Raw genomic sequence first — 24,992 nt, 5'->3', positions numbered from 1 at the left:
GCGGGTGTATAGGATGGAGGCCGGCAGGGCATTTTTGCATCGACACGCGACCGCGTTCGGGGGTGGATGTACGGCAGGGCAACCGCTAGATACTTTATTAAGTCGCCTTTCCAGGACACTCTTCCACCGCCATGCCCGACAAGACGGCCAAGCCCAGCATCACGGAATTCAACTTCGCGCATCCGGCGTTGTGCCTGCCCAATTCCTTTTTCACGCTCAGCCATGGCGAGCCGGTGCTGCAGATCGACCTGGGCGACGCCCGGGGCGCCATTCCCCTGCGGCAGGTGGCGCAGATGTTCTCCATCTCTCCGGAAAGCGGCGACGGCCAGCTCCTAGGCATGGTCGCGCAGAGCCTGCGTTTCGTGCGTATCATCCATAACGGGGACCGCATCCCATCGGAAATCGTGGACGGAACGGCCTCCTGGACCATCGAGTCCCGCCACCGCGACCTGGCTTTCATCAAGATCGGCGGGTCGCTGCTGAAGGCCATCGCCGGCGCCCGCGCCGATGCCACGGCCGCCCTGGATGAGAGCGAGGAGGCCAAGCGCCGCATGCGCGAGCAGGCGGCCGAGATCGCCGCTCTGGTCGGCGTGGCCGTCGAACGCAAGCAGGAGGTGGTGGACAGGGTGGAGGTGCTGGCCAACGAGTTGGCCTTCCTGGAGGCGCTGCGGGAGTATTTCAAACCGGTGTTCGACATCGGCCGCAAGCTGCGCGAGATGCAGAAGCTGGCGCGCGGCGATCGCGAGCTGGACCACCAGCTGCGCCGCATCCAGTCGTTGTTGAAGGTGCCGGTGGAAAAGTATCGCGCCTGGTTCGATGAGGTGGAGGCCGGCACGGGCGAGGCCGTGGCGGCGCTGAAGCAGTTCGAGGGCACGGTCGCCATGCTGCGCCGGCATAGGGACAACCTGCACTTCGAAACCCTGGCCTGGGAAGACCTTCCCCAGCGCTGGAAGGCCCTGGACCCAGCGAAGGACGAGGCGATGCTTGAGATCGGCCGCCTCTACCGCTTCCTAGCGTCCCGCTACCTCGACACCAAGGTGTGGTTCGGCGGCTGACGGGGCTGTCGATAGTGGTCCGCTGTCCGGCGATGGACGGTTCCATCTGTCCGCAAACGGACAGTGGGCGATTTCGGACGCTGAAATGGTAGTCATATTCGCCAAATGTGGCGAATGCGGCCAATTAGTGGCGCCGTCTGGTCAACGACCCATAAACCCTTAACCAAGAACGACGGAATCCCGCGGCTTTCGGCGGTTGGCACACCCCTTGCTGATAAGGCAGGCATTAACCCACCACGCTCCGATGGAGATCAAGATGTCGTCCTTCAATGCCGCGCCCCGCACCGCTTCCTTCCGTTTCTTCAAGTATCTGCCCAGCACCGAGATGGTCGAGACCGTCGCCATGCTGGCCGTGGCGCTGGTGATCAGCGTCAGCGTGAACACGATGCTTTGATCCAGACACATTGAACGAAGATAGGGATACGCAATCATGAGCACCCGGACCGTCAGCGCCCCGAACAGCAACGTCACCAGCTTCGCCGACCGCCTGAGCGCCGTCTTGCCGCGCGCTGCCGCCGTGGTCGAAACCGCTGGCATGCTGGCCGTCGCCGCCGTCATCGCGCTGTGCATCAACGCCATGCTGTAAACGTCCCCAGGGATATCCGCGCCGCTCCTGTGCGTCATAAAGGGAGCGGCGCTGGCCGGATCGCCGGCACAACCGAAAAGGCCTTCTTCCCGGATGGGGAAGAGGGCCTTTCGCTTTTGGGGTCGCGGGTGGGGAGGGTCGGAATGAGTGTCCGGAAATGGACAGTGTTCGGAGGCGCACAGGGTGGCGTCGCGTATTTTGGCAATAAATTGCAAATGCGGCTACTTAATGGCGGCGCCACTGTTAATGGTGGATGAGTTTCAGTTTAAGTTATTGAAATATATGGATTCATATGTGTTGGCACGCCCTTTGCTCTTATGGGGACATCGCCAAACGCCGATCCTGATGGAGATGACAATGACCGCCTACGCCACCGCCAGCCGCACCGCTTCTTTCCGCTTCTTCAAGGGCTTGCCCAGCATTGATGCTATCGAGACCGTCGCCATGACGGCTGTGGCCCTGCTGATCGCCGCCAGCATCAACGCCATGCTCTAAGCTGGCACCATCCAAACGCCGCCGCCTGACCAGCGGCCGTCCATAAGAGAAGGGGATAGCAATCATGACCACCGTTACCGCCAGCCGGCCCGCCACTCGCCGCACCGCCACCGCCGGCCTGATGACCCGCCTGACCAGCCTGGTCGAGGCCGCCGGCATGCTGGCCGTCGCCGGTGCCATGGCCCTGTGCATCAACGCCATGCTATGACATCGCTGATCGGAGCGCGCCCCGTCGTGGTGGGCGCGCCGGCCGGGGGTCCGGCGCAATCGAAAAGGCCTTCTTTCCATACGGGAAGAGGGCCTTTCGCTTTTGGGACATTACCTATCCGGGCCGCCGTAGTGAGCTTCTTCAAAAATCCAGATGCCCCGGTCCTCGCTCTCCATCATCAGGGCGTAGGCGGCATGCGCATCTGTGGCTGGGGGAATATCGACGATGTATCCGCGCCCACCGAACTCGCCTTCAAAGGTGCAGCCCAGCGCCTGGATGGCTTGCCAATGACGCAGGAAGTCCTGAATCGTCGTCTCCTTGGCCAGGCGAATGCGATAGGTGGAATGGCCCTGGCGGGCATGGACGCGCCGGAATAGCAGCAGGCCATCCTCCGGGTGAGCGACGACGATGTCCTGATAGCTCAGGCCATAGGCGCTGCCCGGTGAGTTCTCTAGGACGTAGAGATCGCCACCCAAAGGCGTGGCCCAGACATGCTCCATGGCACCGCCGTGCCAGTCGGTCGGGTCGGTGGGAATGGTGAGCTTGATCATGGAGCGCTTGGTATTCATCACGGCGGTTCCCGCGCGGCCTTCGGATCAGACAGCTTACCCGTGACAGCGCTCGGCACCCCCGCCTTAAACCGTACGTCAGCGGACAGGTGGATGATGTACGCAAACGGACAGTGTTCACCGTCGCACAGTATAGAATGGCTCATTTCAACACTAAATCGTCATTGCGGCCAAATTCTGGCGGTGTGATGGCGAAGCGGTGGTGCGTGAAGGCCCGCACCCCAGGATTTCCGCCATTTTGATGAGTTGGCACGGCCCTTGCTCTTATAGGGACATCACCGACCAACGATCCTGATGGAGAGAGAAATGACCGCCTTCGCCGCTTCCAGCCGCACCGCTTCCTTCCGCTTTTTCAAGGTGTTGCCCGACACCGCCGCCGTCGAGGGCGTGGCCATGATGGCTGTGGCCCTGCTGATCGCCGCCAGCATCAACGCCATGCTGTAAACCGAACCCAAACCTCACGCGCTTCTCATCAAACGACCATCGCCCGACCAGCGATCATCATTCAGAAGGGGATTAAGATCATGACCACCGTCACCGCCACCGAGACCGCCGTCACCACCGGTTTTGCCGCCCGCCTGTCCGCCTTCGTCGAGGCCGCCGGCATGCTGTCCGTCGCCGCCGTCATGGCCCTGTGCATCAACGCCATGCTGTGAGGCGCCAATACTGTCCAGACCCGACGGCCGGGATTCCCGGCCGGAAACGGAAAAGGCCTTCTTCCCGGATGGGGAAGAAGGCCTTTTCGTTTGAGGCTCAGTGATTGGTGTTTGTTTGGTTTTTGGTGCTTGTTGGCCGGACGGACGGCGGCGTGATTCGTCTATTCGAGTATCAGGTATTCAAGTATCAGGCGGTGGCCAGCAGCGGCTGCTCCCAAGCCGGGACGAAGGCGGCGTCCATTTCCTCGACAATCTCGTAGGCGGAGGCGTCGGCGAACAGAGCGCGCAGCAGCTTGTTGTTCAGGGCGTGGCCGGACCGGATGCCGGAATAATGGCCGACGATGGCGTAGCCCGCCATGTACAGGTCGCCCACGGCGTCCAGGATCTTGTGGCGTACGAATTCGTCATCGAAGCGCAGGCCGCCCTCGTTCAGGACGCGGTCACCGTCGATGACGATGGCGTTGTCCATGGAGCCGCCCCGGGCCAGGCCGGCGCGGCGCAGCATGTCCACCTCCTGCAGGAAGCCGAACGTGCGGGCCTCGGCCACCTCATCCTTGAAGCTGTCGGCTTCCAGGCGGACGAAGCCTTCCTGACGGCGGACGGCGGCGCTGGCAAAGTCGATCTCGAACGCGAAGCTGGAGCCCGAGGCCGGGGTCAGAGTGGCGACCTTCTCGCCCTCCACCACCGACACGGGGCGCAGCACGCGGATGATGCGGCGCGCGGCCTCCTGCTGGATGATGCCGGCGCACTCGATGAGGAAGACGAAGGGGGCGGCGCTGCCGTCCATGATGGGAACCTCGGCCCCGTCCAGGTCGATGAACAGGTTGTCGATGCCGCAGCCGCGCAGGGCCGACATGACATGCTCAACCGTGCCCACCGTGGCGCCGGTGGCGTTGGCGACCACCGTGCACAGGCGGGTGTCCACCACCGCGTCCCAACGGGCCGGCACGGCCGCCTGGGCTTCGGTGGCACCACCGCGCAACAGATCCACCCGACGGAAGACGATGCCGGTGTTCACCGGCGCCGGGCGCATCGTCATGGCAACGGGCAGGCCGGAATGCAGACCGACACCGGTGCAGTTGATGGGGGCCTTCAGCGTCTGCTGGCGGGCGGCGGTGGTGGGTTCACGATCGGCGTACACGGTTCCAACTTCCTTATTCGGCCGTGATACGGTCGGGCTGGGGCCTTTCCTGCATCACGTGCGCCCCAGGGTTATATCCACCGGGGACTTTGCGTTCGGACGGGGGCGGCGGGCGGGGCGGTCCAACCGTGACCACCTCAATCGCGATGTGCGGGTCCTGCCATCCACGTCCGGCGACCGGTCCGGCTATCGGTCGATTAATCGACCCTGCCGCCTTGCCGCCTTGGGCTGTGGCGCTGGTTCCGGGTGTTTAACCGCGTGTTGCGGTGCATCCAAAGCCGAACGTCACGCTGCCTAAGTAACAACGTGGGCGCCAGGCTTCAAATCACTCTTTGTTACCGAATGTTACGTGAGGCTATGCGTATCTATTTGAGCACAAATGCAATTTTGCCTTCTTTTCGCCGCAAATGAAAAGGGCCGCCTTCCTGCGGAAAGCGGCCCTTCACATGATGCAATGCAGTGACGTCAGTCACACGCGTGCCGGCAATTCGACACCGTCAGTTGGCCTGCCGGCGCAGGAACGCCGGGATGTCCAGCGAGCTGTCCTCGCCCGGCGCGCGGCCCAGGCCGGGCTCCTGATGCACGGCCGGTTGCTGGCGGGGGGCCGCCTGCGGGGCCGGGGCGTGCTGCTGCGCCGGTTGCGGGTGCTGGACTTGCGGCGCGTGCTGCTGCGGGGCGTAGTGCGCGGCGGGGGCGGGCTGACGCGGCGCCGGCTGCGGGTGCTGGACCTGCGGGGCCGGGGCCGGCTCATCACCGCCGAAACCGAACATGCGCTGGAAGATACCCTTCTTGCGCGGCTCCGCCTGCGGCGGGGTGTAGCGCTCGGGGTTGGGCGCGCCCAGGCGCGGACCGGCGTCGGCGGGACGCGGCGGGATGAAGCCGCCACCGCTGCGCTCGCCGCGCAGGGCGCCCGGAGCGGGGGCGCGCATCGGCACCTCAGTCCGGGGGGTCGGCTGCTCGGCCACAGGCTCCGGCGCCACCTCGACGGCCGGGGCCGCCGCTACGGGGGCGGGGGCCGGCTCGGCCGCCGGGGTGAAGGGCGCCGGGGCGGGAACGGCCATCTGCGGCGCGGGCTGCGCCGCCGCCGGGGCCGCAAGCGGGGCGGTCATGGCGGCCGAAACCGCCGGAGCGGCGGCCGTCGGCGCCACCGGCGCCGGGGTCAGGGCGGCGTGGTAGCTGGCGCCGGCCGGGCGGACGGGCGTGCTGACCGAGGGCGTGGCCGCCGGGGCCGGCGCACGGCGCACGGCGCTGGTGCTGACAACCGACAACTGCGGGGCAGCCGGCTGCTGGCGCGGCTGCTGGCCGGCCAGGGTCTCGATGCCGGTCGCCACCACGGAGACGCGCATCTTACCGTCCAGCTGGGCGTCGAAGGTGGAGCCGAAGATGATGTTGGCGTCGGGGTCGACCTCGTCGCGGATGCGGTTGGCCGCTTCGTCCACCTCGAACAGGGTCATGTCATAGCCGCCGGTGATGTTGATCAGGACACCGCGGGCGCCCTTCATCGACACGTCGTCCAGCAGCGGGTTGCTGATGGCGGCCTCGGCGGCCTCCACGGCCCGGCGCTCGCCGGTGGCCTCGCCCGTGCCCATCATGGCCTTGCCCATCTCCGTCATCACGGTGCGGATGTCGGCGAAGTCCAGGTTGATCAGGCCAGGCATGACCATCAGGTCGGTCACGCCGCGCACGCCGGAGTGCAGCACGTCGTCGGCCATTTTGAAGGCGTCGGCGAACGTGGTCTTCTCATTCGCCACCCGGAACAGGTTCTGGTTGGGAATGATGATCAGCGTATCGACATAGCCGGCCAGCTCGTTGATGCCCTGCTCCGCGATGCGCATGCGGTGCGCACCTTCGAAATGGAAGGGCTTGGTCACCACGCCCACCGTCAGGATGCCCTGTTCCCGCGCGGCGCGTGCGATCACCGGGGCGGCACCCGTGCCCGTGCCACCGCCCATGCCGGCGGTGATGAAGCACATGTTGGTGCCTTCCAGGTAGGAGAGGATCTCCTCCAGCTGTTCCTCGGCGGCGGCACGGCCCACGTCGGGGCGCGAACCGGCGCCCAGACCGCGGGTGATGGTGCTGCCCAGCTGAAGGCGCTTGGTGGCCTCGCTGCCGGTCAACGCCTGCGCGTCGGTGTTGGCGACCACGAACTCCACCCCTTCCAGGTTGGAGCGGATCATGTTGTTGACGGCGTTGCCGCCGGCGCCGCCGACACCGAACACGGTGATGCGCGGGCGGGTCAGCACTTCCACCGGCGGAATGGTGACTTTGATGGTCATGGCGTTGTCCCCTCTGCGGAGCGTCCGGAATACGGTGCGGTTAGGTCTTGGGTCGGGTTCGTCGGTCTTCGGCCGGGACATCGCGTTCGCAATGGCGGTGGCCTGAATCTCTTGAGGGCGGTTGCCGGGGTCATAAATTGTCCCTCAGCCAGTTGCCCATGCGGCCCAGCCAGCCGCCGCCGCTGGGCTCCATCAAGGGCGCCAGGGCCGGGGCCTCGGCATGTTGCTGGACGGCGTAGGCCAGCAGGCCCGCGGCGGCGGAGAAGGCGGGACCGCCCACGGATTCCGCCAGACCGCCGATGCGCAAGGGGCGGCCGAGGCGCACCTGCTTGTCCAGCACCTGCTGGGCCAGCTCGCGCATGCCGGGCAGCTGGCTGGCGCCACCGGTCAAGACGACGCGACGGCCGGCCAGCTTGGCGAAGCCCGAGGCGTCCAGGCGCCCGCGCACGAACTCGAACACCTCTTCCAGCCGGGGCTGGATGATGCCGACCAGCAGGGACTTCGGCACGTGGTGGGCCTGGGCCCGGTCCTCCTCCCCGATCTGCGGCACGTCGATGATCTCACGCTCGTCCGATGGGGCGGGCAGGGCGCTGCCGTACAGGGTCTTCAACCGCTCGGCATGGGCCAGCGGCGTGGTCAGGCCGCGGGCGATGTCGCTGGTGACGTGGCTGCCGCCGATGGGCACGCTGTCGGTCCACACCATCTTGCCGTCGAAGAAGACGGAGATGCTGGTGGTGCCACCGCCCATGTCGATCAGGGTGACGCCCAGGTCCATCTCATCCTCGACCAGGCAGGACAGGCCCGCGGCGAAGGGGGACATGACGAAGCCTTCCACGCCCAGGTGGCAGCGGCCGACGCAGGAATTCAGGTTGCGCACCGGGCCGGCGGCGGCCGTCACCACATGCAGGCGCACGCCCAGCCGCTCCCCCACCATGCCGCGCGGGTCGCGGATGCCGCTGGACCCGTCCACCGTGTAGCCCACGGGGATGGAATGGATCAGCTCCGCATCCGCCGAGACGTTCAGGTTGCGGGCATGGGCCAGGGCGCGGCGCAGGTCGTGGTCGGTGATCTCGGAACCGGAGATGCCCGTTTCCACCGTTAGGGTCTGGCTTTCCGGCTGCCCGCCGGACAGGCCCACCAGCACCTCGCGAATCTGTTCGCCGGCCATGGTCTCGGCCGCGTGCACGGCTGTGCCGATGGCGGTCTCCGCCGCCTCCATGTCCACGATGGCGCCGGCGCGCACGCCGCGCGACACCTGGTGGCCGATGCCGACCACGCGGATGGAACCGGGCTCCTCCACCCGGGCGATGAAGCACACGACCTTGCTGCTGCCCACGTCGAGGGCGGCGATGGTGCCCCCGCGCGCCACGCGCTTGGGCTTGGACCGGCCGGTTACGGTGAATGCCATGGTCTGGTCCGCCTCAGTTCTTTTTCGCCGCCGCCTGGCGCTTCTTGTCCGCGGCCTTCGCCGCCGCTTTGGCCGCGATCGCGGCGGGCGAGGATTGGACAACAAGCCGGTCCGGCACGCGCAGGTCGATGGCGACCACGTCGCGCTCCAAAATCTTGTCTGATGCCTCAAGCGCGGCCAGCTGGTGCAGGGCCGCCTCGTAGTTCACTTCCGGCAGACGCACTTCCAGGCCGCCCTTCAGGTGCAGATCCCAGCGGCGGGCGCCCACCAGCACGGCGGCGTCGACGCGGGACTGGATGGTGGGCTCGGACGCCAGCGCCGCCAGCAGGGCGCGACCCTGCTTGGGGGCACCCTCGCCCACTAGGATGGGCAGGTTAGGAAAGTGGTCCAGGTTATGGTCGGTCAGCACCGTGCCCTCGGCATCCACCAGGGCCAGCTTCTGCTCGTGCTGCCAGATGGCCATGGGCTGGCGTTCCGTCAGCACGACGAACAGGGTGTCGGGCAGGCGCCGCTCGATGCGGGCGCTGGCGATCCAGGGGATCTGCTCCAGCTGCTTGCGCGCCGCGTGCGGGTCGAAGCCCAGGATGGGCGATCCGCGCTCCACCCCAAGGGCGGCCAGCACCTGGGCGCCGTCGGTCTCCTTGCGGCCCTTGACCAGCACCTCCTGCACGCGCAGCCCGCCGCGCGCGGTCACGTCCAGGAAGGCGGCGTCCACCGCGTTGCCGGCCGCGGCCAGCTTGCCGCTGGCCCATCCCCAAAGCACAAGGCCGCCGACCAGGGCCAGCGGCACGATGACGGTGGCCCGGCGGCCCAGGAACTGCTGCCAGCGCGGTACGGCGCGGCGGCGGTTGGCGGCCTGGGCGGCCTTCTGCGTCGTCCGCCGCGTCTCGTATGCGATGCGGCTGCGCGGGCTGTCGCCCTCGGGGAACAAGCCGGGGCTGGAGGGATGCGTCACCCGTGGCATGCCGCGTGCTCCACAATCCAGCCGCACAGGTCGGCGTAGCTGAGGCCAACGTAGGCCGCCTGTTCCGGCAGCAGCGACAGGGGCGTGAAGCCCGGCTGGGTGTTGGTCTCCAGGAAGCACAGCCCGGTGACGCCGGGCTTGCTGTCGTTCCAGCGGAAGTCGCTGCGGCTGACGCCGCTGCAGCCCAGGGTCTGGTGGGCCAGAAGGGCCAGGCGCTTGGCTTCTTCCGCCACCTCTGCCGGGATCTGGGCCGGGCAGACGTGGACGGCGTGGCCCTCGGTGTATTTGGCCGTGTAATCGAAGAACTCGGTGCTGGCCACGATCTCGGTCACGGTCAAGGCGCGGTCGCCCACCACGCCCACGGTCAGCTCGCGGCCGGGGATGAACTTCTCCACCATCACGGTGTCGCCATAGACCCAGTGCTCCGCCTCGATGGCGGGGCCGTTGTGGCCCGCGCGCACGATGCGCACGCCGACGCTGGAGCCTTCATCCACCGGCTTGATGACGTAGGGTGGTTCCATGACATGGCCGGCCAGGACATCCTCGCGGGTGGCGATCACGTCCTGGGCGAGGGGCATGCCCACCGTGCCCAGCACGCGCTTGGTCATGGCCTTGTCCATGGCAACGGCGGAGGCCATGACGCCGGAATGGGTGTAGGGCACGCCCAGATATTCCAGCACGCCCTGGATCATCCCGTCCTCGCCGCCCCGGCCGTGCAGGGCGTTGAAAATGACGTCGGGCTTGGGCGTCAGCGCGGCCAGCAGGCTGGCCAGGTCGCGCTGCACATCCACGGCGCGCACGATATAACCCTTGGATTCCAAGGCGGTGACGATGGACGCGCCGCTGACAAGCGACACCTCGCGCTCGGCAGACCACCCGCCCATCAGGACGGTGACATGCTTAGGCTGGTGACCACTCATCAAACGGCTCCCTATCGGCTGAGGCGGTTCAGCCAGGCGACACAATCCCTAGAGGATAGCCCACCTTTGCAGAACCGCTGGGAAACGCAACATTTTGTGAGTTTCTTGGCGCCTCTTTTTGAAAACCGCTAGCTATAGCGTTGAAATGTCCAGGCCGGTGCAACCGGGGTATAACTACCCGTAGTCCTTCCCTATGTCCTCCGGACGGGTCGAAAATCGACTCGGCCTTCGGCGATTACCGCACCCGCTCAGGACTGATTCGCGGGCGCCTCAACCCTTGTCCAAAGGCACCCCGATGCGGCGTATTTCCCAGCGCAGGGTGATGCCCGACGTCTCCAGAACGCGGCGCCGCACTTCCTCGCCCAAGGCCTCGATATCGGCCGCGGTGGCGTCGCCCAGGTTCAGCATGAAATTGGCGTGCTTTTCCGACATCTGGGCGCCGCCGACCACCAGGCCGCGGCACCCGGCCCTATCCACCAGGGCCCAGGCCTTCTCGCCGGGGGGGTTGGCGAAGGTGGAGCCGCCGGTGCGGGCGCGCACGGGCTGGCTGGCGGCCCGGGCGGCCGCGATCTCGTCCATGCGGGCCTGGATGGCGGCCCCGTCGCCGGCCGTCCCGCGCAGGGTGGCGGCGGTGAAGATCACGTCCTCGGGCACGCCGCAGTGACGGTAGGTCAGGTGCAGGTCGTCGCGGCCGTAGACGTGGCGGCGACCCTGGCGGTCGATGCCCACCGCCGTCTCGATCACGTCCACCGTCTCCCCACCATAGGCGCCGCCGTTCATGCGGATGGCGCCGCCGATGGTGCCCGGGATGCCGGACAGGAACTCCAACCCGGACAGGCCGGCGGCCTGCGCCGTCTGCGCCACGGTCAGGTCCAGGGCGCCAGCGCCGGCGTGGACCAGATCACCCTCGACGGAGACCTGGGCGAAGCTGCCGCCCAGGCGGATGACCACGCCGCGCACGCCGCCGTCGCGGACCAGCAGGTTGCTGGCGACACCGATGACGGTGACCGGCACGTCGGCCGGGCAGGCGGCCAGGAATTGGGCCAGGTCGTCCTCGTCCGCCGGGCGGAACAGCACGTCGGCCGGGCCGCCCACGCGGAACCAGGTCAAGGGGCCCAGCGGGGCGTCGGGCGTCAGGCGGCCACGCACGGACGGCAGGCGGCGCAGCAGGGCGGTGCCCCGGCTGAGCTCTCCTTCATCCATGGTGCGCCGTTCCGCCATCATGTCAGCCCTGGCTCCCCCCGTTGCGCGAACCGGGGATGGCGGTGCCGAACAGGCGGTCCAACTCCGCCGGCAGGGCGTTGGCCCAGGTGGTGATGCTGCCGGCGCCCAGGCAGACCACCAGGTCGCCCGGCCGCGCCATGTCGCGGATCATGGACGGCAGCGCCTCGGGCGAGGGCAGGGGCAGGGCGTGGCGGTGGCCGTGGGTGCGCAGGCCGTCGACCAGCGCCTCCTTGGCGACGCCGGGGATGGGCGTCTCACCGGCGGCATAGACGTCGGCGACGATGACGGCGTCGGCGTCGTTGAAGCAGGTGCAGAATTCCTCGAACAGGCTCTGCAGCCGGGTATAGCGGTGCGGCTGGACCACCGCGATGGTGCGGCCGTTGCCGGCGGTGCGGGCGGCACTCAGCACCGCCGCGATCTCCACCGGGTGGTGGCCGTAATCGTCGATGACGACGATGCCGTTGCTCTCGCCCGTCTTGGTGAAGCGGCGCTTCACGCCGCTGAATTTGGCCAGGCTCTGGCGGATGCTGTCGTCGTTGATGCCCATGTTCAGGGCGACGGCGATGGCGGCCAGCGAGTTCTGCACGTTATGCAGCCCGTACATGGGCAGGTGCAGGCCGGTGATGGTCCGCTCCTCCCCCGCTACGCGGTCGGAGACGACGACGTCATAGAAGGCGCCCTGCACGGTGGTCTGCAGGTTGGTGGCGCGCAGGTCGGCCTGGGGGTTGAAGCCATAGGTGACGATGCGGCGATCCACCCGGCTGATCAGGGCCTGTACCTCGGGATGGTCGATGCACAGTGCCGCGAAGCCGTAGAACGGGATGTTCTGCACGAACTGGTCGAAGGCCTCACGCGCCTTGTCGAAGGTGCCGTAGAAATCCAGATGCTCGGGATCGATGTTGGTGACGACGGCGATGGTGGAGGGCAGCTTGGTGAAGGTGCCGTCACTCTCATCCGCCTCGACCACCATCCAGTCGCCGGAGCCCAGCTTGGCGTTGGTGCCGAGCGCGTTGATGATGCCGCCGTTGATGATGGTGGGGTCGAAGCCCGCGCCGTCCAGCAGCGCCGACACCAGCGAGGTGGTGGTGGTTTTCCCGTGCGTGCCGGCGATGGCCACCGACCACTTCAGGCGCATCAGTTCCGCCAGCATCTCGGCGCGCCGCACCACGGGGATCAGGGCCGCGCGGGCGGCCATGACCTCGGGGTTGTCGCGCTTCACGGCGGAGGAGATGCAGACGACGGCGGCGTCGCCCAGATTCTCCGCCCGCTGGCCGATGGATACGGGAATGCCCAGGTCGCGCAGGCGCTTGACGTTGTAATTGTCGGCCAGGTCGCTGCCCTGGACGGAATAGCCCAGGTTATGCAGCACCTCGGCGATGCCGGACATGCCGATGCCGCCGATGCCCACGAAATGAATGGTGCCGATGGACAGGGGCATCGCCCTCATTGGCCGTCTCCGCTGCGATAGGGGGAATGCGCGCGGGTCCAGCCCGCGGCGGCGGGACCATAGGCGAAGGGCGGCACCCTGGGGAAGCCTGTCTTACGAGGGGTGCTCATGCGGCGGCCCTCCCGCCCTGGGTGACGTCCAGCACCGCGTCGGCCAGGCGCTCGGCCGCATCCGGAATGGCGAAGGAGCGGGAACCGGCGGCCGCCAGGACCAGGGGCGCCGGGTCGTCCAGGAAGGCGGCCAGGCGCTGGGCCAGCGCCTCGGCCGTGAATTGGGCGTGCGGCATCAGCCAGGCGCCGCCGGCCTCGACCAAGGCCTTGGCGTTGGCGGTCTGGTGATCGTCCATGGCCTGAGGGTAGGGTACCAGGATGGCGGGACGGCCGGCAACGGCCAATTCCGCCACCGTTCCGGCACCGGAACGACAAATGGCCAGGTGGCAGGCATCCAGCCGGCCGGCCATATCGCGGAAGAAGGGGGCCAACTCCACGTCAGCGCCCAGGCCGGCGTACCCCTCCCGCGCCTGCTCCATGGTCTCCGGCCGGGCCTGCTGCTTGATGCTCAGGCGCAGGCGATGCTCCGGGGACAGGCGGGCGACGGCGGCGGGCAGGATGGTGCTGAAGACAGAGGCGCCCTGGCTGCCCCCCGTCACCAGGACGGACAGGGTCCCGGTAGGGGCGGTGTAGGGCCGGCCGGCCAGGTCCAGGATGGCCGGGCGTACGGGGTTGCCGGTACGCACGCTGGCCACGTGGCGGGGCAGGCCGCTGACCTGCGGGAAGGAGGTGGCGATCAGCCGCGCGCCGCCGGCCAGCATCTTGTTGGCCCGCCCCATCACGGCGTTCTGCTCATGCAGCACGACGGGGATGCCCAGGCGCTGGGCCGCGAACACGGTGGGGACGGAGGGGTAGCCGCCGAAACCCACCACGGCGGCGGGCTTCAAATCCTTCAGAATGCGGCGGGCCTGCATCGTGCCGGCCAATAGGGACAGGGCCGTGCGCGCCTTGGACACCAGTCCCCGGCCCGGCGTGCCGGCGCTGACCCGGTGCACCGGGATGTCGGACAGCCCCTCGCCGAAGGCATGGCCGCGCGTGTCGGTCACCAGCAGGACGGGCAGGCCCCGGGCGCGCAGGGTGCGGGCCAGCGCCTCCGCCGGGAAGAGGTGGCCGCCGGTGCCGCCGGCCGCCAGGACGATCGGGCCCATCGGGGAAGCGGTCACGGCAGGTCCCCCTGGCCGAAGCGCTTGCGGGTGAGGGCCAGCAGCATGCCGACGCCGATGCCCAGCGCGATCAGGGAGGATCCGCCATAGCTGATGAAGGGCAGGGTCATGCCCTTGGTCGGCATCATGTGCAGGCTGGAGGCCATGTTGATGCAGGCCTGCAGGCCGAACTGCATGGCCAGGCCGGCCGAGCCCAGCATGACGAACAGGCTCTGCTCGCCATAGGCCCGGGCGAAGCTGCGCATCACCACCACGCCGAACAGCAGCACGATGAACAGGCACCACAGCATGCCCAGCTCCTCCCCCGCCACGGCGAAGATGAAGTCGGCATGGGCGTCGGGGATGGTCATCTTGACGGTGCCCTGTCCGGGGCCGGTACCCCACAGGCCGCCGTGCTGGAAGGCGTCCAGCGCGCGCTGGACCTGGTAGTTGTCGCCGGCGGCGGGATCCAGGAAGCGGTTCACACGGCTCTGCACGTGCGGGAACAGGAAGTAGGCGCCCACCAGGCCGGACAGGCCGCAGACCACCAGCACCGCCACCAGCAGGATGGGCAGGCCGGCGATGAAGAACTGGCCGAACCACACGGCGCTGACCACGAAGGTCATGCCCAGGTCGGGCTGCATCAGCAGCAGGGCCACGATCATCAGGTAGAAGACGATGCAGACGCCGAAATAGACCACGTTGTTAGTGTGCCGGGCCTGGGCGAACAGCCAGGCGGCGACCACGGCGAAGGCGGGCTTGATGAATTCCGAGGGCTGGACCGACAGTCCGGGCAGGTGGATCCAGCGCGTGGCGCCCTTGATCTGCACGCCCGACACCAGGGTCAGGGCCACACCCACCAGCGACAGCAGGAACATGATCATGGCCATGCGCCGCACACCCTTGGGCGACAGCAGCGACACGCCCACCATGATGATCAGGGTGGGGATCAGCATCATCACGTGATGCTGGATGAAGTGGAAGTTATCCAGGCCGATGCGCTCCGCCACCGGCGGGCTGGCGGCCTGGATCAGCACCACGCCGATGGTGGCGATGAGGAAGACGGTGGCCAGGGTCCAGCGGTCGACGGTCCACCACCAGCGGCCGATGACGGATTGGTCGGTACGCGACAGCGTGATCATGGCGTCCCGTCCTTTCCGGTTTCCAACTGGCCTGCCAACTGGCGCACGATGCGGACGAAGGCGTCGCCCCGCACCTCGAAATTGGGATACTGGTCAAAGCTGGCGCAGGCGGGCGACAGCAGCACCGTGCCCCCGGCTCCATTCGCTTTCATGGCTTCCCTGGCCATGGCGTAGGCGGCGGGCACCGCCTGGTCCAGCGTGCCGTAGCGGCCATAGCTGACCTTGCCCTCCAGCCAAGGGGCGAATTCCTCGGTCGCCTCACCAATCAGGAAGGCGTGGCGCACCCGGCCCATGAAGGGTTCCAGGCCGCTGAGCCCGCCCTCCTTGGCCTTGCCGCCGACGATCCAGTACATGTCCTCGTAACAGCCCAGGGCCTTGGACGCGGCGTCGGCGTTGGTGGCCTTGCTGTCGTTGACGAAGCGGATGCCATCGAGGGTGGCGATGGTCTGCTGGCGGTGGACCAGGCCGGGGAAAGTGCGCATCGCCTCGGCGATCACCTCGGGCGTCACGCCCACGGCGCGGGTGGCGGCGTAGGCGGCGCAGGCGTTCTGCCAGTTGTGACGCCCGGGCAAGGCCGCGCACTGGCGCAGGTCGACCACCGCGCGGGCCTGGCCATCAGTATCGTCGACCAGCACACCATCCGCCGCGTACACGCCGCCCGGGACCACGCGTTCCGATGAGATGCGCACGACTTTGCGGCCGCCTTCCATCTCCAGGCTGTCGGCCATGGCGGCGGTGTTGGGCTCATCCACGCCGAGGATGGCGATGGCCGGGGGCTTGGACCGGTCGCGGGCGCCCGCCTGGAAGATCAGGCGCTTGGCGGCGATGTAGCCGTCCATGCCGCCGTGGCGGTCCAGGTGGTCGGGCGTGATGTTCAGCAGCACGGCGGCGTCGAAGCCCAGGGAGGGCGTCAGCTCCAGCTGATAGCTGGACATCTCCAGCACATAGACGTCGCCCGCAACGAGTGCCGGGAAGGTCAGGACGGGGATGCCCAGGTTGCCGCCCACGGCCAGGGTGCGGCCGGCATGGGCCAGGATGTGGCCGGTCAGGGCGGTGGTGGTGGACTTGCCGTTGGTGCCGGTGATGCCGACGTAGGCCGCGTCCGGCTGGGCCAGGCGCAGCAGTTCCACATCGCCGATGATGGGCACGCCGGCGGCCTTGGCGCGGGCCGCCACCGGATGTGGTGCCGGGAAGGTGTGGGGGATCCCAGGCGACAGCACCAGGGCGGCGACACCCGAAAGATCCGCCTCATGCAGGTTGGTCAGGGGGATGCCGGCGGCCTCCGCCGCCTTCTGGCCCCCGACCCCATCGTCCCAGGCCAGCACGTCGGCTCCGCTGGTGGCCAGCACGCGCGCCGCCGCCAGGCCGGAACGCGCCAAGCCCATCACCGCCACGCGGCGGCCTTTGAAGGAAGGTAGGAGGATGGGCTGGGACATGGGCGGGGCTTAACGCAGCTTCAGGGTGGACAGGCCGGCCAGGGCCAGGATGACGGCGATGATCCAGAAGCGGATGACGACGGTCGGCTCGGACCAGCCTTTCTTTTCGAAGTGGTGGTGCAGCGGCGCCATGCGGAACACCCGCTTGCCCGTCATCTTGAAGCTGGCGACCTGCACGATGACCGACACGGTTTCCAGCACGAACAGGCCGCCGATGATGGCCAGCACCAGCTCATGCTTGGTGATGACGGCGACGGTGCCGAGCGCGCCGCCCATGGCCAGCGAGCCCGTGTCGCCCATGAACACCATGGCCGGCGGCGCGTTGAACCACAGGAAGCCCAGGCCGGCACCCACCAGGGCGCCGCAGAACACCGCCAGTTCACCCGTGCCGGGAACGTGATGGATCTGCAGGTAGTTGGCGAAGACGGCGTTGCCCGACAGGTAGGCGATCAAGCCGAAGCTGGCGGCGGCGATCATGATGGGCACGATGGCCAGGCCATCCAGGCCGTCCGTCAGGTTGACGGAGTGGCTGGAGCCGACGATGACGAACACCGCCCAGGGGCCGAACAGGAAGCCCAGGGGGATCAGCACGTCCTTGAGGAAGGGCACGGCTAGGCTGGTATCCAGCGGGCTCTGCGCCACATGCAGGTACCAGGCGGTGGCGACACCGGAGACCGCGATCATGGCCACCATCTTGCCCCGGCCGGACAGGCCCTTGGTGTTGCGCTTGGTCAGCTTCAGGAAGTCGTCGCCGAAGCCCACCAAGCCGAAACCGACGGTGACCAGCAGCACGATCCAGGTGTAGGCGTTGGTCACGTCCACCCACAGCACGGTGGAGATCAGGACCGAGATCATGATCATCAGGCCGCCCATGGTGGGCGTGCCCTTCTTCTTCAGGTGCGTCTCCGGCCCGTCGGTGCGGATGGGCTGCCCCGACCCCTGCATGGACTTCAGCCAGCGGATGACGCCAGGGCCGATGACGAAGCTGATGATCAGTGCCGTCAGCATGGCCCCGCCCGTCCGGAACGTGATGTACCGGAACAGGTTGAAAAGCTGGAAGTCGTCGGCCAGCGGGAACAGCAGATTGAACAACATGGGGCGGGTCTTAGCTCCCGGAGACGGCGGGTGAGGAAGAGGGGGGCGGATGGTCCAGGGCCTTCAGGGCATCGACCACCAGCGCCATGCGGCTGCCGGCGGAACCCTTGACCATGACGATGTCGTTGGCGCGTACGGCGGCACCCACCAGCGGCGCCAGCTCGGCGCTGGTGTCGGCATGGGCGCCCCGGCGCTCGGGCGGCAGGCGGTCGAACAGATGCCGCATGTTCGGGCCGCAGGTGAAGACCAGATGGACGTCGGCCGCCACCAGCACGTCGGCCAGGCCGGCATGCAGCTTGGGAGAGTCCGGGCCCAGTTCCAGCATGTCGCCCAGCACCGCCACGCGGCGGCCGCCGGATTCCGGCTGGGTATGGCCCAGCACGTCGGCGGAGGCGGCCACCGACACGGGGCTGGCGTTGTAGCTTTCGTCGATCAGGGTCAGGGTGCCGCCCCCATGGGGATGGGGGGGCAGCGGCACGGTCTGGCGCACCCCCCGGCCCTTGACGGGTGCCAGCGTGGCCAGGGACTGGGCGGCGATGGCCAGATCGCCGCCGGCCGCCGACACGGCCAGCAGCACGGCCAGGCTGTTCAGCGCCTGATGGCGGCCAGGGACGGCCAGGGTGTAGCGGATGACCTGACCCTGGATCTCGGCCGTCACATCGCTGCCGGTCGGGCCCAGATCCAGGTCGATCAGCCGGGCGTCCGCCCCGGCGGTGGCGCCGAAGCTCAGCACGTGGCCGATGCCCTGGGTGCGGGCGGCGGCCAGCAGGCGGGCATATTGCGGGTTGTCACGGTTCAGGATGGCCGTGCCCTGGCGGGACATGCCCTCGAAAATCTCGGCCTTGGCGTCGGCGATGCCCTCAACGGAGGCGAAGAACTCCAGGTGCACCGCCTCAACCGTGGTGATGATGGCGATGTCCGGCCGCGCCATGCGCGACAGGGGGCCGATTTCACCCGCGTGGTTCATGCCCAGCTCGAACACGCCGAAGCGCGCGTCGGCCGGCAGGCTGGCCAGCGACAGGGGCAGGCCCAGGTGGTTGTTCAGGTTGCCTTCGGTGGCGAAGGTGGTCCCCAAGGCGCCCAGCGCCGTGCGCAGGAATTCCTTGGTGCTGGTCTTGCCCACGGACCCGGTGACGGCGATGACCTTGGAGGTGGTGTTCAGTCGGGCAACCCGCGCCAAATCCTCCAGCGCCGCCAGCGTGTCGTCGACCACCAGCAGGGGCGCGTCGGCGGCGACGCCGTCCGGCACCTGGCTTACCAGGCAGGCGGCGGCCCCGCGCTCCAGCGCCGTCCCGACGAAGGCGTGGCCGTCGAAGTTGGGGCCCTTCAGCGCCACGAACAGGTCGCCGGGGTTCAGGGTGCGGGTGTTGATGGACACGCCGGTGGCGGCCCAGTCGGCGCCTTGGGCGCGCCCGTTCGCGGCGGCGGCGGCATCGGCCGCTGTCCATAGCACGGTTTTGGCCTGGACCGGGGTCATGCGGCACCCCCTGGGGCCATGCCCCCCCGCAGGCCCAGGACGCCGCGGGCGACGGCGGCGTCGTCGAAGGGGCGCACCTCCTTGCCCACGATCTGGCCCTGCTCATGCCCCTTGCCGGCGATGACCAGCACGTCACCGGCCTTCAGCTCGCCGATGGCCAGCGCGATGGCGGCGGCACGGTCGTCCACCTCGGTGGCGCCGGGGCAGCCGGCCAGCACCTCGGCCCGGATGGCGCCGGGGATCTCGGTGCGCGGGTTGTCGTCGGTGACGATGACGCGGTCGGCCAGGCGGGCGGCGATGGCGCCCATCATCGGACGCTTGCCCCGGTCACGGTCGCCGCCGCAGCCGAAGACGACGGACAGGCGGCCCTCCGCATGGGGCCGCAGGCTGTTCAGCACCGTCTCCAGCCCATCGGGCGTGTGGGCGTAGTCGACATAGACGGCGGCGCCATTGTCCAGCGTCGCCACCAGTTCCAGCCGGCCGCGCACGCCGTCCAGCTGCGACAGCAGACCGGCGGCGGCCTGCGGCTCGGCACCGCTGCCAATGACCATGCCCAGCGCGCACAGGGCGTTCCACACCTGGAAGCGGCCCACCAGCGGCAGGACGATGTCATGGCGGGTGCCCATGACCTCCAGGGTCAGGGCCTGACCCTGGGGCAGGGGCCGCAGGGACTTCACCGCCAGCTCGCGCGCCTGCTCGCCGAAGCTGATCAGGGTCTGCTTGCGGGCGCGCGTCAGGTCGGCCAGGGCCTGGAACTCGGGGATGTCGGCGTTGACCACGGCGGTCGCGCCGCGCGGCATTACCCGGTCGAACAGCATGGCCTTGGCCTTGAAGTAGGCCTCCATGGTGCCGTGATAATCCAGATGGTCGCGGGTCAGGTTGGTGAAGCCGCCCACGGTGACCAGCACGCCGTCCAAGCGGAACTGGTCCAGGCCGTGGCTGCTGGCCTCCATGGCCAGGTGGGTGATGCCGCCCTCTGCCAGGCGCGACAGCGTGCTGTGCAGGGCCACCGGGTCGGGCGTGGTCAGGCTGTCCTCACGCGGGAAGCCGGGGGCGATCAGGCCCAGGGTGCCCATGGCGCCGGCCTGGTGCCCCTGCAGGGACCACAGCTGCCGGGTGAACTGCGCGGTGGAGGTCTTGCCGTTGGTGCCGGTGACGGCGGCGATGGTGGCGGGCTGGCGCTTGTAGAAGGCCGCCGCCAGCAGGGCGAAGCGCCGCCGGGGATTGGCGTCCTCGATCAGGCTGACGGGATGGGGCAGGTTTTCAGGCAGCTTGGTGCCCTTGGGCGCCAGCACGGCCACGGCGCCGGCGGCCACCGCCTGGGGAATGAAGTCCCGCCCGTCGCGGGCGCTGCCCGGCATGGCGGCAAAGAGCATGCCCGGCTTGACCGCGCGGCTGTCGGCGGTCAGGCCGGTGATCTCGGGGTCCCGTTCCAGGGCCAGCGCCGATACGGCGATTTCGGTGCGCGATGCCATCAGATCGGTCAGACGCAAGGGTCCCTCTCACACGTGATGCCGGGGCGGGTTGATAGCGCGCTGCCCGGCATCGGTCGACCCCCACCTTGCGGTGCCCTGTCGTGTGGGTTTCAGGGGGGGCTGGTTAGTTGATGGTCATGGCCTGCAAAATCTCGGGATCGTTGCGGACCACCGGCTTCACCCCCAGCAGGGGTGCCGCCTGCCAGACGATGCGCTGCACCGCGGGGGCGGCGACCCAGCCGGCGGTGGCGAAGCCGAAGCTTTTCTTGGTGCCGTGCGGCTCATCCACCATGACGAACACCACATAACGCGGGTCGGTCATGGGGAAGGCGCCGGCGAAGGAGGTGCGCAGCGACTTGTGGGCATAGCCCTTGCCGCTGACCTTCTCGGCGGTGCCGGTCTTGCCGCCCACCAGATAGTCCAGCGTGTCCGCCGCCTTCAAGTCCCCCGAGCCGAAGGCGGTCTTGCCCGTGCCCTCGGTCACCACCAGGCGCATGAGCTTGCGCAGGATGGCGGAGGTCTGGGGCGAGATCACCCGGGTCTCGGGGATTTCGGCGTTGGGGTCGCGCTTCAGCAGGGTGGCCGGGCGCATGATGCCGCCGTCGACCACGGCGGCCACGGCCGAGGACATCTGGATGGGGCTGACGGAGATGCCGTGGCCGAAGGCGACGGTCAGCAGGGTGGTGGGGCGCCAGGGGTTGGGCACCAGCGGGCCGCCCACCTCGGGGATCTCCAGCGACGGGGCCTTCAGCATGCCGAAGCGGCCCATGTATTCCCGCTGCACGTCGATACCGAACTTCTCCGCCATCTTGGCGGAGCCGATGTTGGACGACTTGCGGAAGATGTCGACCACGTCCATCCAGTAGTTCACCGGCTCATCGTCATGGATGGTGAAGCGGCCGATCTTCAGCGGGTGGCTGGTGTCGAAGGTCTCGTGCAGCTTAACCGTGCCGGTTTCCAGGGCGATGGCGGTGTTCAGGATCTTGAACACCGAGCCCATCTCATAGACGCCCAGGGTGGCGCGGTTGAACTTCGACTCGTCGTGCATCTCCCCCGGATTCTGGGGGTCGAAGTCCGGCAGGCTGACCATCGACAGGATTTCGCCGGTCTTGATGTCCATGATCAGGCCGGCGCCGCCGATGGCGTTGAAGTCCTGCATGGCCTGGGTGATTTCCTTGCGCACGATGTGCTGCAGGCGCACATCGACGGACAGCCGCAGCGGCTCCGAATTTTCGCGCAGGCGCTTGTCGAACGACTGCTCGATACCCATCAGGCCGTTGTTGTCGATGCCGGTCAGGCCGATCAGGTGGGCGGTCAGGCTGCCCTGCGGATAGATGCGGTGTTCCTCCTGCTGGAAGAAGACGCCGGGGATGCCCAGCTTGTTAACCTCGAATTCCTGGCGGGGCGTCAGGTTGCGCTTGATCCAGACGAAGCGCTTGTCACCCTTCAGGTCCTTCAGCACCTGGCGATAGTCGAGGTCCGGCAGGGTGGCCACCAACTTGCGGGCGGCCTCCTCCGCGTCGATCACCAGCTTGGGATCGGCGTAGGCGGACGCGGTGGCCAGCGAGGTCGCCAGCAGCACGCCGTTGCGGTCGGTGATCTCCGCCCGGGTGACGGGCAGGGGACGGGCTGTGGTGTTCTCCGCCACCGGCGGCTCCGCCTCGCGGCTGAACACCATGGTGTCGGCCAAGCGCACGCCGATGGCGCCCAGGACCAACGCGAACAGGGCGGCCGTCACCAGAAGGCGCGACCGGCCCTGCTCCAAGGCGTGGCTGGTGGGGTTGTTCAGGCGGACCCTGCCTTCCGACCTGGGGGCCTGGATGCGCTCCATGCCCGCGATGTCGAAACCGGTCAGGGAAAAGGGCGCGTCACTCATCGGGCGGCCCCCAGCTTGGCGCTCAAGGTCTGCTCCGCCATCAGGATGGGCTTGGCCTTGGGCTTGGCGGCGCTGCCGGAGGCGGAGGCGAGGGTGACCTTGCCGCCGGCCCTGTCGGCGGCGTCCAGGCTGGCCATCAGGGCGCCGATGCTGTCCACCCGCTCAGGCTGCTTCGCCGCCTTCACGGTGGGGGCCGGCTTGGTGGCGGCCTTCACCGGGGCGGATGCCTGCACGTCCGGCGCCTTCAGCGCCACGACCTGGGCCTTGGGCATGGGCGCCGGCGCGGCCTGGGCGACGGCGACCTGCACGGCGGGGGCGGCCGGCGCCGCGCTGGCGACGTAGGTGGACTCCGGCGCCGGGACGGGCTTCGCCTGGTCCGCCGGCGCGCCGGGAACCGGGGCGGGCGCCTCCGGCTTCACCGGCACGGCGGCCAGGGCCACCATCTGCTCCGCCTTGGTGGGGCGCAGGGTGGAATGCTCGGTCGCCAGGCGCTCCAGCCGGGTGGGATCGTTCAGGTAGGCCCATTCGGCGCGCAGCACCTGGATGGACTGCTGCTCCTGCGCGATCTGCCGGTTGAGGGAGGCCAGGTGCTCCTGCTCCTCCTGCACGCGGTAGCTGGTGTGATAGAGGATGCCGCTGGCGACAGTGGCGAGGCACAGCCAGACGAGCGTGGACTTGCCTATCATGCTGCTTCTCCCATGGGCCAAGCGGGGGCGTTGGTGCGTTCGGCGGCGCGCAACCGAGCGGATCGGGCGCGCGGATTGTGGCGAAGTTCAGGTTCGCCCGGGGTGACCCCGCTGCGCCCCAGAAGACGGAAGGTGGGGGCGGGGCCGCTGTGGGCGGCCGGCATGTGGCGCGACGGCGCGCCCTCCGACCCGCTGCGCTGGCGCAGGAAGTCCTTGACCCGCCGGTCTTCCAGGGAATGGAAGGAGACGACCGCCAGATGACCGCCGGGTGCCAGCACCCGTTCGGCCCCGGCCAGGCCACGGTCCAGCTCCCCCAGCTCGTCATTCACGTGCAGGCGCAGGGCCTGGAAGCTGCGGGTGGCGGGGTCGATGCCATCCTTCTTGGAGCGGGGAACGACGCCGCGGATGATGTCCGCCAGCTGCGCCGTGGTCTCGATTCGGGACGTGGCGCGGGCGGCCACGATGGCACGGGCCACCCGGCGGGATAGGCGTTCCTCGCCCAGGCGCCACAGGATGTTGGCGATATCGGCTTCGGCGTAGTCGTTGACCACGTCGGCGGCGGTGGGGCCGCTCAGGCTCATGCGCATGTCCAGCGGGCCGTCGAAGCGGAAGGAGAAACCGCGCGCCGGATCGTCGATCTGGGGGGAGGAGACGCCGATGTCCAGCGCCACGCCGTCCACCGGGCCGATGCCGTGGGCGGCCAGCAGCTCGGCCATGTCGCCGAACCGGCCCTCGATGATGCGCAGGCGGCCGGGGAAGCGGGCCAGCAGGGGCTCCGCCCGCTTGATGGCGGCGGGGTCGCGGTCGATGCCGATGACCTGGCAATCCGCCGCTTCCAGGATGGCGCGGGTGTAGCCGCCGGCGCCGAAGGTACCGTCGACATAAACGCCGCCATCGCGCACGGCCAGGGCCGTCAGCACCTCGGCCAGCAGGACGGAGATGTGGACCTGTGGCTCAGCGGAAGTGGTCGTCTCGCTCATTGCGCACCCCCGCCATTGGACCCGGCCGCCAGGACCGAGTTGGTGCGGGCCAGGATGGTGGACAGCGAGATGTTCTGGGCGCGGCTGCGGTCGCGGCTGGCGGCCTCATGGGCGGACAGGGCGTCGGGATCCCAAATCTGGAAGGTGTGGCGGCGGCCGACGAAGGCGGCACCTTCGGTGATACCGGCGAAGGCCAGGAAGTTCTCGGGCAGGACGATACGGCCCTCCGGATCCAGGGCCAGGCGGACGGAGCCGCCGAACACCGTGGTCTCGATCAGGTCGCGCATGTCGTCGGGCATGTTGGGGTTGTCCAGCGCCTCGGACAGGCGATCCATATAGTCGACGCTGCAGGCATCGATGGCGTTGGCCTGCAGGGACCGGAAGACGATCAGCTCCGTCTGCCCACCAAGGACGCCACGGAAGGAAGACGGGACTGAAACCCGACCCTTCTTGTCGACCTTGTTCACATATGTGGACAGGAACAAGCCCATCGATCCCCGCGTCTCCAGCGCCTCCGCGCCCCACCCGATCCGGCACCAGCCCCAGTTTCAGAATGCGCCGCCCGTCCGGGTAAGACCGGATAGCCTGCGCGCCCTGTTTTTGGGTCCATATGGGGTAGCATGGGAACTTATGGGCGTCAATGGGAGGACTCGGCTCAATGCTTGTCCACACAGCGTTTTTCCA

25 protein-coding genes are annotated in these 24,992 nt (G+C 68.4%); 7 read left to right on the top strand and 18 right to left on the bottom strand.

Translation table 11 applies throughout. The features are described 5' to 3' along the window. Nucleotides 1-131 precede the first annotated feature (131 nt). From P5F91_RS16500 to P5F91_RS16480, 5 genes are all read left to right on the top strand, one after another. The gene (locus P5F91_RS16500; RefSeq protein ID WP_145611481.1) at nt 132-1,055 is read left to right on the top strand and encodes a hypothetical protein; all 924 of its coding nucleotides are present in this window, start codon (nt 132-134) and stop codon (nt 1,053-1,055) included. A 256-nt stretch (nt 1,056-1,311) separates the two neighbouring features. After that, the gene (locus P5F91_RS16495) at nt 1,312-1,449 is read left to right on the top strand and encodes a hypothetical protein (protein ID WP_157999494.1); all 138 of its coding nucleotides are present in this window, start codon (nt 1,312-1,314) and stop codon (nt 1,447-1,449) included. Between the two features lie 36 nt (nt 1,450-1,485). Next, complete coding sequence (locus tag P5F91_RS16490) at nt 1,486-1,641, top strand: hypothetical protein (RefSeq protein WP_186454805.1); 156 nt, start codon at nt 1,486-1,488, stop codon at nt 1,639-1,641. Nucleotides 1,642-1,824: 183 nt separating this feature from the next. Further along, nucleotides 1,825-2,136: a hypothetical protein gene (locus tag P5F91_RS16485; protein ID WP_145611483.1), complete on the top strand. Its 312-nt coding sequence runs from the start codon at nt 1,825-1,827 to the stop codon at nt 2,134-2,136. Between the two features lie 64 nt (nt 2,137-2,200). Next, nucleotides 2,201-2,344 carry a hypothetical protein gene (locus P5F91_RS16480; protein WP_186454806.1) on the top strand — a complete coding sequence of 48 codons (144 nt, stop codon included), beginning with the start codon at nt 2,201-2,203 and terminating at the stop codon, nt 2,342-2,344. A gap of 110 nt (nt 2,345-2,454) precedes the next feature. Here P5F91_RS16480 and P5F91_RS16475 read toward each other — a convergent pair whose 3' ends face one another. Then, nucleotides 2,455-2,913 (bottom strand): DUF4265 domain-containing protein, encoded by a 459-nt coding sequence (locus tag P5F91_RS16475; protein WP_145611485.1) that lies wholly within the window; start codon nt 2,911-2,913, stop codon nt 2,455-2,457. Nucleotides 2,914-3,219: 306 nt separating this feature from the next. On the opposite strand from P5F91_RS16475, the gene P5F91_RS16470 reads away from it, so the two are divergent. Both P5F91_RS16470 and P5F91_RS16465 read left to right on the top strand, forming a co-directional pair. Continuing rightward, complete coding sequence (locus P5F91_RS16470; RefSeq protein ID WP_186291146.1) at nt 3,220-3,357, top strand: hypothetical protein; 138 nt, start codon at nt 3,220-3,222, stop codon at nt 3,355-3,357. Nucleotides 3,358-3,437: 80 nt separating this feature from the next. Further along, nucleotides 3,438-3,569 carry a hypothetical protein gene (locus tag P5F91_RS16465; RefSeq protein WP_276328575.1) on the top strand — a complete coding sequence of 44 codons (132 nt, stop codon included), beginning with the start codon at nt 3,438-3,440 and terminating at the stop codon, nt 3,567-3,569. Between the two features lie 187 nt (nt 3,570-3,756). On the opposite strand, the gene lpxC is transcribed toward P5F91_RS16465, so the two are convergent. The 17 genes from lpxC to P5F91_RS16380 all read right to left on the bottom strand — a co-directional run bounded on the left by lpxC (nt 3,757) and on the right by P5F91_RS16380 (nt 24,799). Further along, nucleotides 3,757-4,710, bottom strand: a complete 954-nt coding sequence (lpxC, locus tag P5F91_RS16460) for a UDP-3-O-acyl-N-acetylglucosamine deacetylase (protein WP_145611487.1) — start codon at nt 4,708-4,710, stop codon at nt 3,757-3,759. A 497-nt stretch (nt 4,711-5,207) separates the two neighbouring features. Continuing rightward, nucleotides 5,208-6,986, bottom strand: a complete 1,779-nt coding sequence (gene ftsZ, locus P5F91_RS16455) for a cell division protein FtsZ (protein WP_145611489.1) — start codon at nt 6,984-6,986, stop codon at nt 5,208-5,210. Between the two features lie 130 nt (nt 6,987-7,116). Next, nucleotides 7,117-8,394: a cell division protein FtsA gene (gene ftsA / locus P5F91_RS16450; RefSeq protein WP_145611491.1), complete on the bottom strand. Its 1,278-nt coding sequence runs from the start codon at nt 8,392-8,394 to the stop codon at nt 7,117-7,119. 13 nt (nt 8,395-8,407) lie between these two features. Further along, nucleotides 8,408-9,358 carry a cell division protein FtsQ/DivIB gene (locus tag P5F91_RS16445; protein WP_145611493.1) on the bottom strand — a complete coding sequence of 317 codons (951 nt, stop codon included), beginning with the start codon at nt 9,356-9,358 and terminating at the stop codon, nt 8,408-8,410. Next, nucleotides 9,346-10,278, bottom strand: coding sequence for a D-alanine--D-alanine ligase (locus P5F91_RS16440; RefSeq protein ID WP_145611495.1), 933 nt, complete (start codon nt 10,276-10,278; stop codon nt 9,346-9,348). Before P5F91_RS16440 ends, P5F91_RS16445 begins: the two co-directional genes overlap by 13 nt. 270 nt (nt 10,279-10,548) lie before the next feature. After that, nucleotides 10,549-11,481: a UDP-N-acetylmuramate dehydrogenase gene (gene murB / locus P5F91_RS16435; RefSeq protein ID WP_277907624.1), complete on the bottom strand. Its 933-nt coding sequence runs from the start codon at nt 11,479-11,481 to the stop codon at nt 10,549-10,551. Between the two features lie 22 nt (nt 11,482-11,503). Further along, nucleotides 11,504-12,949 carry a UDP-N-acetylmuramate--L-alanine ligase gene (gene murC, locus P5F91_RS16430; protein WP_145617236.1) on the bottom strand — a complete coding sequence of 482 codons (1,446 nt, stop codon included), beginning with the start codon at nt 12,947-12,949 and terminating at the stop codon, nt 11,504-11,506. Nucleotides 12,950-13,055: 106 nt separating this feature from the next. Next, nucleotides 13,056-14,147 (bottom strand): undecaprenyldiphospho-muramoylpentapeptide beta-N-acetylglucosaminyltransferase, encoded by a 1,092-nt coding sequence (gene murG / locus P5F91_RS16425; protein WP_277907889.1) that lies wholly within the window; start codon nt 14,145-14,147, stop codon nt 13,056-13,058. An 11-nt stretch (nt 14,148-14,158) separates the two neighbouring features. Then, nucleotides 14,159-15,283 (bottom strand): FtsW/RodA/SpoVE family cell cycle protein, encoded by a 1,125-nt coding sequence (locus P5F91_RS16420; protein WP_145617238.1) that lies wholly within the window; start codon nt 15,281-15,283, stop codon nt 14,159-14,161. Continuing rightward, the gene (gene murD, locus P5F91_RS16415; protein ID WP_277907623.1) at nt 15,280-16,719 is read right to left on the bottom strand and encodes a UDP-N-acetylmuramoyl-L-alanine--D-glutamate ligase; all 1,440 of its coding nucleotides are present in this window, start codon (nt 16,717-16,719) and stop codon (nt 15,280-15,282) included. The genes P5F91_RS16420 and murD overlap by 4 nt, the downstream gene beginning before the upstream one ends. 9 nt (nt 16,720-16,728) lie before the next feature. Then, nucleotides 16,729-17,811, bottom strand: a complete 1,083-nt coding sequence (mraY, locus tag P5F91_RS16410; RefSeq protein WP_411861186.1) for a phospho-N-acetylmuramoyl-pentapeptide-transferase — start codon at nt 17,809-17,811, stop codon at nt 16,729-16,731. A 13-nt stretch (nt 17,812-17,824) separates the two neighbouring features. Next, a complete protein-coding gene (locus P5F91_RS16405) occupies nt 17,825-19,291 on the bottom strand; it encodes a UDP-N-acetylmuramoylalanyl-D-glutamyl-2,6-diaminopimelate--D-alanyl-D-alanine ligase (protein ID WP_277907622.1) in 1,467 nt (488 codons plus the stop codon). Then, a complete protein-coding gene (locus tag P5F91_RS16400; protein ID WP_277907621.1) occupies nt 19,288-20,784 on the bottom strand; it encodes a UDP-N-acetylmuramoyl-L-alanyl-D-glutamate--2,6-diaminopimelate ligase in 1,497 nt (498 codons plus the stop codon). The genes P5F91_RS16405 and P5F91_RS16400 overlap by 4 nt, the downstream gene beginning before the upstream one ends. 106 nt (nt 20,785-20,890) lie before the next feature. Further along, nucleotides 20,891-22,642: a peptidoglycan D,D-transpeptidase FtsI family protein gene (locus tag P5F91_RS16395; protein WP_145611505.1), complete on the bottom strand. Its 1,752-nt coding sequence runs from the start codon at nt 22,640-22,642 to the stop codon at nt 20,891-20,893. Beyond that, nucleotides 22,639-23,328 (bottom strand): cell division protein FtsL, encoded by a 690-nt coding sequence (ftsL, locus tag P5F91_RS16390; RefSeq protein WP_277907620.1) that lies wholly within the window; start codon nt 23,326-23,328, stop codon nt 22,639-22,641. The genes P5F91_RS16395 and ftsL overlap by 4 nt, the downstream gene beginning before the upstream one ends. Continuing rightward, a complete protein-coding gene (gene rsmH, locus P5F91_RS16385) occupies nt 23,325-24,308 on the bottom strand; it encodes a 16S rRNA (cytosine(1402)-N(4))-methyltransferase RsmH (RefSeq protein ID WP_277907619.1) in 984 nt (327 codons plus the stop codon). Before rsmH ends, ftsL begins: the two co-directional genes overlap by 4 nt. Continuing rightward, nucleotides 24,305-24,799 (bottom strand): division/cell wall cluster transcriptional repressor MraZ, encoded by a 495-nt coding sequence (locus P5F91_RS16380; protein WP_088871857.1) that lies wholly within the window; start codon nt 24,797-24,799, stop codon nt 24,305-24,307. Before P5F91_RS16380 ends, rsmH begins: the two co-directional genes overlap by 4 nt. Between the last annotated feature and the right edge of the window lie 193 nt (nt 24,800-24,992).

The organism is Nitrospirillum amazonense, assembly GCF_029594735.1.
GTDB lineage: Bacteria > Pseudomonadota > Alphaproteobacteria > Azospirillales > Azospirillaceae > Nitrospirillum > Nitrospirillum amazonense.
The sequence above is the reverse complement of the archived record's forward strand: the minus strand, read 5'-3'. Positions and strand labels throughout refer to the sequence as shown.

Bases quoted from the DNA above. Each gene is read 5' to 3' on its own strand.
- P5F91_RS16500 (WP_145611481.1), top strand. From the start codon at position 132: ATGCCCGACAAGACGGCCAAGCCCAGCATCACGGAATTCAACTTCGCG.
- P5F91_RS16495 (WP_157999494.1), top strand. From the start codon at position 1,312: ATGTCGTCCTTCAATGCCGCGCCCCGCACCGCTTCCTTCCGTTTCTTC.
- P5F91_RS16490 (WP_186454805.1), top strand. From the start codon at position 1,486: ATGAGCACCCGGACCGTCAGCGCCCCGAACAGCAACGTCACCAGCTTC.
- P5F91_RS16480 (WP_186454806.1), top strand. From the start codon at position 2,201: ATGACCACCGTTACCGCCAGCCGGCCCGCCACTCGCCGCACCGCCACC.
- P5F91_RS16475 (WP_145611485.1), bottom strand. From the start codon at position 2,913: ATGAATACCAAGCGCTCCATGATCAAGCTCACCATTCCCACCGACCCG.
- P5F91_RS16470 (WP_186291146.1), top strand. From the start codon at position 3,220: ATGACCGCCTTCGCCGCTTCCAGCCGCACCGCTTCCTTCCGCTTTTTC.
- P5F91_RS16465 (WP_276328575.1), top strand. From the start codon at position 3,438: ATGACCACCGTCACCGCCACCGAGACCGCCGTCACCACCGGTTTTGCC.
- ftsZ (WP_145611489.1), bottom strand. From the start codon at position 6,986: ATGACCATCAAAGTCACCATTCCGCCGGTGGAAGTGCTGACCCGCCCG.
- ftsA (WP_145611491.1), bottom strand. From the start codon at position 8,394: ATGGCATTCACCGTAACCGGCCGGTCCAAGCCCAAGCGCGTGGCGCGC.
- P5F91_RS16445 (WP_145611493.1), bottom strand. From the start codon at position 9,358: ATGCCACGGGTGACGCATCCCTCCAGCCCCGGCTTGTTCCCCGAGGGC.
- P5F91_RS16440 (WP_145611495.1), bottom strand. From the start codon at position 10,278: ATGAGTGGTCACCAGCCTAAGCATGTCACCGTCCTGATGGGCGGGTGG.
- murB (WP_277907624.1), bottom strand. From the start codon at position 11,481: ATGGATGAAGGAGAGCTCAGCCGGGGCACCGCCCTGCTGCGCCGCCTG.
- murC (WP_145617236.1), bottom strand. From the start codon at position 12,949: ATGAGGGCGATGCCCCTGTCCATCGGCACCATTCATTTCGTGGGCATC.
- murG (WP_277907889.1), bottom strand. From the start codon at position 14,147: ATGGGCCCGATCGTCCTGGCGGCCGGCGGCACCGGCGGCCACCTCTTC.
- P5F91_RS16420 (WP_145617238.1), bottom strand. From the start codon at position 15,283: ATGATCACGCTGTCGCGTACCGACCAATCCGTCATCGGCCGCTGGTGG.
- murD (WP_277907623.1), bottom strand. From the start codon at position 16,719: ATGTCCCAGCCCATCCTCCTACCTTCCTTCAAAGGCCGCCGCGTGGCG.
- P5F91_RS16405 (WP_277907622.1), bottom strand. From the start codon at position 19,291: ATGACCCCGGTCCAGGCCAAAACCGTGCTATGGACAGCGGCCGATGCC.
- P5F91_RS16395 (WP_145611505.1), bottom strand. From the start codon at position 22,642: ATGAGTGACGCGCCCTTTTCCCTGACCGGTTTCGACATCGCGGGCATG.
- ftsL (WP_277907620.1), bottom strand. From the start codon at position 23,328: ATGATAGGCAAGTCCACGCTCGTCTGGCTGTGCCTCGCCACTGTCGCC.
- rsmH (WP_277907619.1), bottom strand. From the start codon at position 24,308: ATGAGCGAGACGACCACTTCCGCTGAGCCACAGGTCCACATCTCCGTC.
- P5F91_RS16380 (WP_088871857.1), bottom strand. From the start codon at position 24,799: ATGGGCTTGTTCCTGTCCACATATGTGAACAAGGTCGACAAGAAGGGT.